The 10,770-nt window shown below is 65.3% G+C and carries 10 protein-coding genes and 1 riboswitch; of the genes, 5 read left to right on the top strand and 5 right to left on the bottom strand.

The genetic code is table 11. From position 1 onward, the window contains the following. The 3 genes from ACLQI9_RS03935 to ACLQI9_RS03925 form a co-directional block, all read right to left on the bottom strand. The coding region (locus ACLQI9_RS03935) for an ATP-binding protein (protein WP_442391090.1) at positions 1–2,921 on the bottom strand (2,921 nt) is incomplete at its 3' end. Continuing rightward, on the bottom strand, positions 2,918–3,289 hold the full coding sequence (locus ACLQI9_RS03930) for an STAS domain-containing protein (RefSeq protein WP_442391096.1): 372 nt from the start codon (positions 3,287–3,289) through the stop codon (positions 2,918–2,920). The genes ACLQI9_RS03935 and ACLQI9_RS03930, both read right to left, overlap by 4 nt. An 87-nt stretch (positions 3,290–3,376) precedes the next feature. After that, the gene (locus ACLQI9_RS03925) at positions 3,377–4,096 is read right to left on the bottom strand and encodes a PAS and ANTAR domain-containing protein (RefSeq protein ID WP_442391088.1); all 720 of its coding nucleotides are present in this window, start codon (positions 4,094–4,096) and stop codon (positions 3,377–3,379) included. Positions 4,097–4,305: 209 nt separating this feature from the next. Continuing rightward, positions 4,306–4,416, top strand: a riboswitch (TPP riboswitch). On the opposite strand from ACLQI9_RS03925, the gene thiC reads away from it, so the two are divergent. The 3 genes from thiC (at position 4,410) to ACLQI9_RS03910 (ending at position 7,485) form a co-directional block, all read left to right on the top strand. Next, positions 4,410–6,044, top strand: a complete 1,635-nt coding sequence (gene thiC / locus ACLQI9_RS03920) for a phosphomethylpyrimidine synthase ThiC (protein WP_442391086.1) — start codon at positions 4,410–4,412, stop codon at positions 6,042–6,044. Its footprint overlaps the riboswitch before it by 7 nt. Further along, a complete protein-coding gene (gene thiD, locus ACLQI9_RS03915; protein ID WP_442384303.1) occupies positions 6,041–6,871 on the top strand; it encodes a bifunctional hydroxymethylpyrimidine kinase/phosphomethylpyrimidine kinase in 831 nt (276 codons plus the stop codon). The genes thiC and thiD overlap by 4 nt, the downstream gene beginning before the upstream one ends. Continuing rightward, positions 6,868–7,485 carry an alpha/beta hydrolase family protein gene (locus ACLQI9_RS03910; protein WP_442384301.1) on the top strand — a complete coding sequence of 206 codons (618 nt, stop codon included), beginning with the start codon at positions 6,868–6,870 and terminating at the stop codon, positions 7,483–7,485. Before thiD ends, ACLQI9_RS03910 begins: the two co-directional genes overlap by 4 nt. Here ACLQI9_RS03910 and ACLQI9_RS03905 read toward each other — a convergent pair. Continuing rightward, positions 7,468–8,172: a GAF and ANTAR domain-containing protein gene (locus ACLQI9_RS03905; protein WP_442384299.1), complete on the bottom strand. Its 705-nt coding sequence runs from the start codon at positions 8,170–8,172 to the stop codon at positions 7,468–7,470. The two genes, ACLQI9_RS03910 and ACLQI9_RS03905, sit on opposite strands and share 18 nt — an antisense overlap. A gap of 91 nt (positions 8,173–8,263) precedes the next feature. Then, positions 8,264–8,713 carry an Hsp20/alpha crystallin family protein gene (locus ACLQI9_RS03900; RefSeq protein ID WP_442391094.1) on the bottom strand — a complete coding sequence of 150 codons (450 nt, stop codon included), beginning with the start codon at positions 8,711–8,713 and terminating at the stop codon, positions 8,264–8,266. A 145-nt stretch (positions 8,714–8,858) separates the two neighbouring features. On the opposite strand from ACLQI9_RS03900, the gene ACLQI9_RS03895 reads away from it, so the two are divergent. Next, complete coding sequence (locus tag ACLQI9_RS03895; RefSeq protein WP_442384297.1) at positions 8,859–9,203, top strand: MerR family transcriptional regulator; 345 nt, start codon at positions 8,859–8,861, stop codon at positions 9,201–9,203. A gap of 77 nt (positions 9,204–9,280) precedes the next feature. Next, positions 9,281–10,765, top strand: a complete 1,485-nt coding sequence (locus ACLQI9_RS03890) for a flavin-containing monooxygenase (protein ID WP_442384295.1) — start codon at positions 9,281–9,283, stop codon at positions 10,763–10,765. Positions 10,766–10,770: the final 5 nt, after the last annotated feature.

Raw genomic sequence — 10,770 nt, 5'->3', positions numbered from 1 at the left:
AGATACCAGTCGCCGCCGACGCGCATCGCCTCGCCGCCGGGCTGATACACCGCCGCCACCACCGCGGCCGTTGACCCACGGTCGAGATCGAGCAGATGCTCCTGGAAGTCGACGGCAATCCGATGTTCGCGTTGTGCACTGCGGACCCGGCCCACCGCCGATTGGGTGATCTCCGCGGTGCGGGCGTACATCTCGAGCTCGCTCGCGTCGAAGTCCTGCGTTATGGGCCACAGCAACCCGAGCGAACCGATCACCTTCCCGTCATGACCACGCAGCGGCTGGCTGACGCATGACCGGACGCTGTGCGCTGTTTCGTGCACCACGTGGCCATAACGCGGAGCGAGCGCCAACGTATCGGTGATGACCATCCGCTGGCCGGTCTTGATGACGTCAATCGGCACCAGCGGCGTGTCCAGGGTGGCGACGTGGTAGCGGTCGCGGATTTCGACGGGGACCGGACCGGCGTACTCGAACCGGACGTTGTTCTCCTCGGCGTCGAGCAGACCGATCACCACGATCGTGGCACCGCCCGAGCCGACCGGAGCCGCCAGCAGCGCATCGGCGATTCCGGCGACCGAGTCGGCGGCCTGCAACGCGGCATCGAGTTGCGCGGTCGCAGAAGTATGCCGAAGCTCGGCTTCACGCTGTTGCTGACCGGCACGTTCGCGGCCGGCGGCGGACAATCGCGCCGCGACCCTCTCGATCAGCTCCTGCGAGCGGAAAGGTTTAGGCAGGTAGTCGTCCGCACCGCCGGCATAGCCTTCGCTGACGGCCTCGCTTCCGGCGCGGGCGGAAAGCATGACGATCGGCGTGGCGGCCAGTTCGGTATCGCGACGAATGGCCGCGACGAAGTCGAATCCGTCCAGCTTGGGCATCATCACGTCGGTCACGATGGCGTCAGGCCGAAGCTCGTAGGCGGTCCGCAGAGCCGCTATGCCATCGGCGACCAGAACTGTTCTCCAGTGCGCCGACAACACCCGGTCGATGTGGGCCCGCATGTCGGCGTTGTCGTCGGCGATTAAGACCAGTTTGCGGTCATCGCCGGCGGGCGCGGCCTCGATCGGAAGCGGCGCCACCCATTGATCCGCCTCGACGACGTACGGGTTATCCAGCAGGTCGGCCAATGCATGGTCGATCGGTGTGGCGGCAAGCGATTTCGGCAGCGTGATCGCGACGGTGGTACCCCGGTCGAGTTCGCTGGCGATCTGCATACTGCCTTGCTGGAGTTCCACCAGCCCGCGCACCAGCGACAGCCCGATCCCGGTGCCCTCCACGCTGCGGCCCCGCGCGGTGTCGGCCCGAAAGAAGCGTTCGCCGAGCCGTTTCAAGTCGGCTTCGCTGATACCGACGCCGGTGTCGCGGACGCTGATGACGCATCGGCCGGGTCGGACGCCCCCACCGCGGGCCCCTGCGTGGCCCGCATCGTCGCCAGCCGGGGAGTCACCGCTGTGCACCGTGACGGTGATCGAGCCGCTCAGCGTGTACTTGACCGCATTGGACATCACGTTGAGCATGATGGTTTCCCACATGTCCTGGTCGACGTCGGCCAGCGCCCGACGGCAGTCAAGGACGAGTTCGAGCCCGGCCCGCTCGCACAGTTCGGTGAACGACGACGCGATCTGCGACGTCAGCGCCCCGACATCGGTGCACACCAACTTCGTTGTGGCGCGGCCTGCTTCGATGCGGGAGAACTGCAGTAGCGAGTCGACCAGGCGCAGCAGCCGTCCCGCATTGCGCCTGGCCATTCGCAGCCGGTCGGCGAGAACCGTGTGTGAACCCACGTCAGAGAGCGCATCCTCCAGCGGGCCCAGCAGCAAGGTCAGCGGAGTGCGGAATTCGTGGCTGACGTTGGTCAAAAACGTCGTCTTGGCGCGGTCGAGTTCGGCCAGCGCATCCGCGCGCCGGCGCTGCTGTTCGTGGGAGACCACCGAGGCCAGCGCCGACGACAACTGATCGGCGAGCAGCTGACAGAAGCCGAGGTATTGCTCATCCAGCGGACACCGGGGATTGGTCCCCACCACCAGCGCCCCCGTGATCGCGTTCTCGCCCAGCGGCAGCACCAGCGCCTGGTCTGGGCAATCGCCGCCCAACACCTCGTGCAGACCGCGAATCACCGACGAGACGTTCTCGATGATCCGCACTTCCGCCCGCGACCGCGTTGTCGGCACCCAGTCGGTCAGCTTCTCCAGCGTGGGCGGCAGCAGCGGCAGCACCGACGGCGTTGCTCCGCGCAGGGTGGTATCGGCCGCGTCCGCTCCACGGACATACGCCGCGACGAGCGGTACGTCGGCCTGCTCGGCACACACCGACACGGCGGCGCTCACCGCGTCGTCGACGGTGCGGGTCTCCATCGTCGCCGAGGCGACCGCATTGAGCAGACGCAGCCGTCGCTCGCTGATCACCCGCTCGGTGGTCTCCCAGGATGGGCAGAAAATCCCGTAGCTTTCGCCGTTCGCGCCGACCAGTGGGCTGTAGGTGAAGGTGAAATAGCGTTCCTGGCGTCGGCCGGCGGTCACCATCGGCAGCATCAAGTCATACGACCAAGTCGCCTCACCGGTAGCGATGACGCTGGCCAGCATCGGGCTGATCGGCTCCCAGATGTCCCACCACACGAATCGGCCACGCCGGCCCAATGCGGCCGGGTGCCTTTCGCCGAGGATCTGGATATAGGCGTCGTTGTAAACCAGGAACAGGTCTTCGACGCCCAACCACAGGACAATGGGAAACCGCGAGGTCAACACCACCGCGACGGCCGACCGCACCTCGGGCGACCACTCATCCGGCGGCCCCAACGGGTGCGCGGCCCAGTCGAATTCGGCGAACAGACAGCCCATCTCGCCGCCGAGTGCCACGGCCTTGGCGAGGTCGGGTGGCAGGACCTGCGGCTCGCTTCTCCAGTGACGGCGGGGAGGCCCGCTCACTGCCCCTGCTCGGTATCACGGCCTTGCAGCGCATCGGGCAGCGTGGGGTAGAGCTCGAGGACGCTGTCCAGGTTCGTCACCTCGATCGGGCGAACCACCAATCCATTGTCGGCAACCAGCCGGACCGATGTGCCGGCTTGCTGCCCGCGCCGGTGACAGTCGAGGACGGCGTTGAGTCCGGCGCTGCCGAAATAGGTCACGCCCTGCAAATCGATGATGAGCAATCGCGAGGCGTGGGTTTCGGCCTGCTGCAGCGCGGCATCCAGCTGTGAATTCAGGTCGCCGGCGGTGCTGGAATCCACCTCGCCCTTGGCCTGCACAACCACAGCTTCCGGTCGTACCTCATAGTCGACGACCAACAAATCCATCGCGTTCACCCGCTTCGATGCACCGCTCAATGCAATGTCGTGGCGGCGTACCGTCCACAGCCTTGTCGAGCCTAGTCGGCGACCAAGCTATGCGTCGGGTTCACCCGGAATATGCTCATGCACCGTCAACAAAAGATGGTCGAAGGCGCTCTGCACGTCCGCCGACGGCGTTGGCAGCGTGGGGATTTCGGCGATCAGCTGCTTGGCCAGCGCCCGCAGTTTGGTGTTGGTCTCCTGCGACCGCCACCGCAATACGCTGAAGGCTTGCTCCGCGCTGACCCGGTAGATGGCCATCAAGACACCCTTGACCTGCTCGATCACCGCGCGAGCCTCGAACAGGTCGGGAAGCGCCTCGTCGAGGGCGACCTGCCGGGTCTCGACGAAGGTGTCAGTCAAGTCGATGTAATAGCCGGCGGTTCCCACCACGGCGCCCGACTCGTCGGCCATCCGGTCGGCCACCACGATCGCGTCGTGCACGTTGCCGCCCACGTCGATGAAGCGGTGACGGCTGGAGAACGAGCTCTTGGAATGCAGCGCCCGGTCGAGTATGTCCTGAACGTGCTCCCGGTCTTCTGGATGCTTATGCGACAGCAGCAGTTCGGTCGTCGGCACTACCGCCCCGGGCTGGTAGCCGTGCATGAGGGCCACCTCGTCGGACCATTCCCAGCGCTGGCCCACAAACCAAAACCGGAAAGTTCCCACGCTGACGTCGTCGACGTCGAGTTTCGCCGACCCCAGGGCAGGTGAGCCCGCGGTGTCGGTGCTCGTTGCCAGAACTTCGGGGGCCTCCTGCACGTTTCGAATCATTCCACCGTTCACACAGCCTGCCCACCGGTTGGACGGAAAGACGCACGTTCCGTCTTGGCCTGAACTAGTACCCCGCTTCTCCTCACGCCGCTTCCGCGGCGTGCATCGTCGCGGGGTGGGCAGCGCCGTCCGGCTGCGCTAGCGTGGTCTGCACGGCGACGATGCGGACCGTGCAGCGGTCCGAGGAGGAGCCGGGCAATCAGGCACAAGCAAGAGAACACGGGAGCGCACGCCGAGTGCGCTGAGAGGACGGCTCGGGGCCGTCGACCGTATGAACCTGACCGGGTAATGCCGACGTAGGGAGATGACAAAAATGACCGTTACCGTTGAACCGTCCGTGACCACCGGACCCATCGCAGGCAGCAGCAAGATCTATCGAAGCCTCGAGGCCGTCCCTGAAGCCAAAGTGCCGTTTCGCCGGGTGAATCTGTCGAACGGACAGCACTTCGACCTTTACGACACCTCCGGCCCCTACACCGACGTCGACGCGGTGATCGACGTGACGGCCGGGCTGCCGCCGCGCCCGGGCGTGGTGCGCGACCGCGGCACACAGCTGCAGCGGGCCCGCGCCGGTGAGATCACCGCGGAGATGGCGTTCATCGCCGCCCGCGAAGATATGCCCGCCGAACTGGTTCGCGACGAGGTTGCCCGCGGCCGCGCGGTGATTCCGGCCAACCACAACCATCCCGAGAGCGAGCCGATGATCATCGGCAAGGCCTTCGCGGTCAAGGTCAACGCCAACATCGGCAACTCGGCGGTGACGTCGTCGATCGCCGAGGAGGTCGACAAGATGGTGTGGGCCACCCGCTGGGGTGCGGACACCATCATGGATCTGTCAACCGGCAAGGACATTCATGCCACCCGCGAGTGGATTCTGCGCAACTCACCGGTGCCGGTCGGCACGGTGCCGATCTACCAGGCGCTGGAGAAGGTCAAGGGCGATCCCACCGAGTTGACCTGGGAAATTTATCGGGACACCGTGATCGAGCAGTGCGAGCAGGGCGTGGACTACATGACCGTGCACGCCGGGGTGTTGCTGCGCTATGTGCCGCTGACCGCCAAACGCGTCACCGGCATCGTGTCCCGCGGTGGGTCGATCATGGCGGCGTGGTGCCTGGCGCATCATCAGGAGTCGTTCCTGTACACCAATTTCGAAGAGCTCTGCGACGTCTTCGCCCGCTACGACGTGACGTTCTCGCTGGGCGACGGGCTGCGGCCGGGATCGATCGCCGACGCCAACGACGCTGCACAGTTCGCCGAATTGCGGACTCTGGGCGAGCTGACCAAGATCGCGAAAGCCCATGGCGCACAGGTGATGATCGAAGGACCCGGGCACGTCCCGATGCACAAGATCGTCGAGAACGTGCGGCTGGAAGAAGAGTGGTGCGAGGAGGCGCCGTTCTACACCCTGGGGCCGCTGGCCACCGACATCGCGCCGGGTTATGACCACATCACCTCGGCGATCGGCGCGGCCATCATCGCCCAAGCCGGCACCGCGATGCTGTGCTACGTGACGCCGAAGGAACACCTGGGTCTGCCCGACCGCAAGGACGTCAAAGACGGAGTGATCGCCTACAAGATCGCCGCCCATTCGGCCGATCTGGCCAAGGGCCATCCGCGAGCGCAGGAGCGGGACGACGCGCTGAGCACGGCACGGTTCGAGTTCCGCTGGCACGACCAGTTCGCGCTGTCCCTGGATCCCGACACCGCGCGGGAATTCCACGACGAGACGCTGCCGGCCGAACCCGCCAAGACCGCACACTTCTGCTCGATGTGTGGCCCGAAGTTCTGCTCGATGCGCATTACTCAGGATGTCCGCGACTACGCCGCCGAGCATGGACTCGACAGCGAGGAAGCCATCGAGGCGGCTCTTCAGCAGGGTATGGCGGAGAAGTCGGCCGAGTTCGCAGAGCACGGCAACCGGGTGTACCTGCCGATCGCCCGGTGATCTACCTTCCGCTGGCGCCGCGCGGTGCGACGCCGCTGCGGGTACTGACGATCGCCGGATCGGACTCTGGCGGTGGTGCCGGTATTCAGGCCGACATCCGGACCTGCACCTTGTTGGGGGTGCACGCGCTGTGCGCGGTGACCGCGGTGACAGTGCAGAACTCGTTGGGCGTGAAAGGTTTTCACAAGGTGCCCGGCGATGTCATCGCCGCCCAGATCGAGGTCGTGTGCCACGACATCGGGATGCAGGCCGCCAAAACCGGCATGCTGGCATCGGCGGAGATCATCACCGCGGTCGCCGAGAGTTGGCGTGAGCATGGCGCGGGCGTGCCGCTGGTGGTCGATCCGGTCTGCGCGTCAATGCACGGCGATCCGCTGCTCGACCGCAGCGCGCTGGATTCCCTTCGCGCCGAACTATTTCCGCTGGCAACATTGGTGACGCCGAATCTGCACGAGGTGCGGTTACTGGTAGACATCGACGTTGTCGACTCGAAGTCGCAGGCCGACGCGGCCCGCGCCCTGCACGCGCTGGGCCCGCAGTGGGCGCTGGTGAAGGGCGGCCATCTGACCAGGTCGGCCAGCAGCACGGATCTGTTGTTCGACGGCAACGACTTTCACGAGTTCGAGTCGCCGCGGGTGGACACTACCCACGACCACGGCGCTGGCGACACGCTGGCCGCTGCGACCGCCTGCGCCCTGGCCCATGGCTACACCGTGCCGGACGCGGTCGCGTTCGCCAAGCGTTGGGTGACCGAGTGCCTGCATGCCGCCTATCCGCTCGGGCACGGCCACGGCCCGGTGTCCCCGCTGTTCAGGCTGTCCCCGTGACCCTCGAAGCGATCGCGGGCGTGGCGCATGAACCCGACGGCACCCCGTCCGGTGTGGTGGTGTTGACCCACGGCGCCGGTGGCAGCAGGGAATCCGCACTGCTGCAGAAACTTTGCGACGAGTGGGCCCGACGTGGCTGGCTTGCGGTCCGCTACAACCTGCCTTATCGCCGGCGACGCCCGAAGGGACCGCCGTCGGGTTCGGCGGTGGCCGATCGCGCCGGCATCTTGGAGGCGATCGCCGTGTGCCGCGACCTCGCCGACGGCCCGCTGATCGCCGGCGGCCATTCCTACGGCGGCCGGCAGACGTCCATGGTGGTAGCCGAAGATGCGCAGCCGGTGGACCTGCTGACGCTCTTCTCCTATCCGGTGCATCCGCCCGGTAAGCCCGAACGCGCCCGCACCGAGCACCTGCCGGACATCGCGGTGCCGACGGTGTTCACCCACGGCACGTCGGATCCTTTCGGCACCCTCGACGAGCTGCGCGCCGCCGCCGCGTTGATTCCCGCAACGACCGAGATCGTCGAGATCACCGGCGCGCGACACGACCTGGGCTCGAAAACCCTCGACGTGGCCGCATTAGCGGTCGACGCCGCATTAAGGCTGTTGTGCTAAGCGGCGTCGAACGAACTCGACCGCGATGTCGGCGACCTTGACGTTGCTGTCTTGCGAGGTTCGACGGAGGATGTCGAACGCGTCGTCATCAGACACATCGTTGAGCACCATCAACATGCCGATGGCCGTGCCGATCGCGCGGTTGCTGGCAAGCCCGCGGCGCAGCCCGGCCGCGTCTTCGCCGTGCGCGGTGGCATTGGTAGCCACCGTGGCGAACGCCGCCAGCACGATGGCCCGTTCAACCGACGTGTTGTCGAATGCATTCGCCGTATCGGAAAACAGGTTGAGCGCACCGACCTGGGCGCGGTCTACCGGCAGGCGAATACTCATCGTGCCCCGCACCGGCGTTTCGGCGACCACGCGGGCTGCTAATACCGGCCACCGACTACCAGTGGTCAGATCCGATGCCGTTTGAGCGGTTTGCTTTTCGATGGCATCGAGGAACGGCCCGGTGCCGAGCGCCTGCTCGAGTTTGTCGATCTTGTGCGCGACGGAGTCGCTGACGGCTGCTGTGCTGCAGGCGCCGTCACGGCAGATCATCAGGCTGGCATGGTCGCAGCCGGGAACCATCAACGTTGCGGCCACACAGATCGCGGCATACATCTCTCTGGGTGTCGAACCCTGGTGAACGATGTCAGCCAGCGACGTCAACACGCGTGCCGGATCGACATCGCCGCAAGACGACATGGCAATCTCCCCACTCTTTCTGGATTCGGGCCGACGGCGCCGGGGCGGCAGCGGGCTCGCACGGCGCGTCCCCGCTGCCGCCACCGGACAATCAGGCGTCGATCACCTTGCGCTGGGCGCCCTGGCTGTTGAGAGCATGGTGCGCGTCGCCGCGGCCGATGGTGATCTTGCGCGGCTTGGCTTTTTCGGCCACCGGGATGTGTAGCCGTAGCACGCCCTCGTTGTACGAGGCTTCGATCCGGTCGGTGTCGAGATTCTCGCCCAGAACCAGTTGCCGGCTGAATACTCCCCGCGGCCGCTCGGTCGCCAGCATCTCCCGGTTCGGATCAACGGCAGGGCGCTGCGCACGCACAGTCACCACATTGCGTTCGATGTCGAGGTCCAATGAATCCTGGTCGATGCCAGGCAGGTCGAACTCGACGAAGAACGCATCACCTTCGCGCCACGCGTCCATCGGCATCACCGCCGGACGGGCGGCGGTGCCCAGCGCCTGGTGGGTGAAGCGGTCCAGGTCACGGAACGGGTCGGTACGCATCAGCATCGTGGTCACCTCCGACTCTCCTATCCTCTGTGGGATATCATCTATAACCTGTGTCTATAGACACAGATTTGATATAGCATGCGCGTGATCATGCCGCAAGTGTGATACAAAGGTTTCTTGTACGCTCAGCCAAGGATGTTTTCGCATGATCGATCGACCTGATACTCCGGGCTTGCCCGCTCCGAGCCAAGGCGTCTACGGCATCACGGTGGCCGCCGAACTCTCCGGCGTCGCGGTGCAGTCGCTGCGGCTGTACGAGCGCCATGGTCTGCTCAGCCCCGCCCGCAGTGACGGCGGCACTCGCCTCTATAGCGCCGACGACCTGGCCCGGCTGCAGCGCATCAGCGAGCTGGTCGCGGCCGGCATCAATCTTGCCGGCATCGCCCGCATCCTTAACCTGCAAGACGACAACGAAGCGCTGCTCGCGGCCAATCGGGCCATCGGCGGCAAGGCGACTAGGAAAACCAAGTCCAAAACCGATACCGGCTAGCTGTCACCAGGCTCGATTATCATCGACGAGGCGTCCACCAACTACAAACTTACTCTGAAGTAAGGTACGGTCTTTTCATGAGTTCGGAGCATTTCGACGTCGTCATCGTCGGGGCGGGCTTCGGCGGCATCGGCGCGGCGATCCAGCTCAAGCGCCTCGGATACGACAACATCGCCATCCTCGACCGCGAGGCCGACCTGGGTGGCACCTGGCATGTCAACCGCTATCCGGGTCTGGCCGTCGACATCCCGTCGACCACCTACTCCTACTGGTTCGAGCCCAACCCGCACTGGTCACGGCTGTTCGCCACGGGCCCAGAGCTCAAACAGTATGCCCATCATGTCGCCGACAAGTACGACGTACGCCGTCACATGCGGTTCAACACGGCAGTGGAAAGCGCACGCTGGGACGAGGAGGCGCAGCTGTGGCAGGTGGCGCTGGCCGACGGCGACACGCTGACCACACGCTTCCTGATCACCGCCACCGGCTTCCTGTCGCAACCGCACACGCCGGACATCCCGGGCATCACCAGCTTCAGTGGCAAGGTCGTACACACCACCGCGTGGGACGACAGCCACGACTTTGCGGGTCGTCGGGTCGGCTTGATCGGCACCGGGGCCACCGCGATCCAACTCATCCCCGAACTAGCAAAGACGGTCGCCGACTTGACGGTGTTTCAGCGCACCGCGATTTGGGTGGCGCCCAAGTTGGACTTCGGGATTACTCCAGCCATGCAGCGACTGTTCGCCCGCATCCCGCTCACCCAGCGGGCGTTGCGGTGGGTGAGCGACAACCTGCTCGAGTTCATGACACTCACCGCCGTGCTGAATTACCGCTACTTCCGGCGACTGTCCATCGCGGGGATGGATCTCTGCAAGATTCACCGCTTCATGTCGATCCGCGACAAGGAGCTGCGACGCAAGCTAACTCCGGACTACGACATCGGCTGCAAGCGGCCGAGCTGGTCCAACGACTATTACCGCAGCTTCACCAAACCGAATGTGCACCTCGAGACCGGCGGCATCAACCGGATCGAACCCGATGGCATCGTCAGCAACGACGGGCAGAAGGCGATTATCGACACCCTGGTGTTGGCCACCGGATTCGATCTGTGGGACGCCAACTTCCCGGCCATCGAGGTGGTTGGCCGCGAAGGAAGAAATCTCGGAAAGTGGTGGCGGGAGAACAGGTTCCAGGCCTACCAGGGGGTGTCGATTCCGTACTTCCCCAACTACCTGAGCCTGGCCAGCCCGTATGCATTCTCCGGGCTGTCCTTCTTCAACACCATGGAATACCAGATGCGGCACATGGGCCGGTTGCTGGGTGAGGTGAAGCGCAGGGGCGCAACCACGTTCGAGGTCACCGAAGACGCCAATGCGCGCTTCCTGGACCGGATGACCAAACGTCTGGACAGCTCGGTGTTCTACGCCGGTGACTGTGCCACGTCGCGGTCCTACTACTTCAACCATAGCGGCGAGGCGACACTGTTACGGCCCACATCGGTGCGCGACGCCGTGCGGGACGGCTCCCGATTCCCGCTGAGCGACTACGCAATCGCCTGAGGAGG

The sequence above is a fragment of the Mycobacterium sp. genome (genome assembly GCF_052143115.1).
Classification (GTDB): domain Bacteria; phylum Actinomycetota; class Actinomycetes; order Mycobacteriales; family Mycobacteriaceae; genus Mycobacterium.
Note: the sequence above shows the minus strand (reverse complement) of the source record. Positions and strands in the feature narration are given on the sequence as shown.

Excerpts from the sequence above, each read along its gene's own strand:
- ACLQI9_RS03930 (WP_442391096.1), bottom strand. The coding sequence starts at position 3,289 with ATGGATTTGTTGGTCGTCGACTATGAGGTACGACCGGAAGCTGTGGTT.
- ACLQI9_RS03925 (WP_442391088.1), bottom strand. The coding sequence starts at position 4,096 with ATGATTCGAAACGTGCAGGAGGCCCCCGAAGTTCTGGCAACGAGCACC.
- thiC (WP_442391086.1), top strand. The coding sequence starts at position 4,410 with ATGACCGTTACCGTTGAACCGTCCGTGACCACCGGACCCATCGCAGGC.
- ACLQI9_RS03905 (WP_442384299.1), bottom strand. The coding sequence starts at position 8,172 with ATGTCGTCTTGCGGCGATGTCGATCCGGCACGCGTGTTGACGTCGCTG.
- ACLQI9_RS03900 (WP_442391094.1), bottom strand. The coding sequence starts at position 8,713 with ATGCTGATGCGTACCGACCCGTTCCGTGACCTGGACCGCTTCACCCAC.
- ACLQI9_RS03895 (WP_442384297.1), top strand. The coding sequence starts at position 8,859 with ATGATCGATCGACCTGATACTCCGGGCTTGCCCGCTCCGAGCCAAGGC.
- ACLQI9_RS03890 (WP_442384295.1), top strand. The coding sequence starts at position 9,281 with ATGAGTTCGGAGCATTTCGACGTCGTCATCGTCGGGGCGGGCTTCGGC.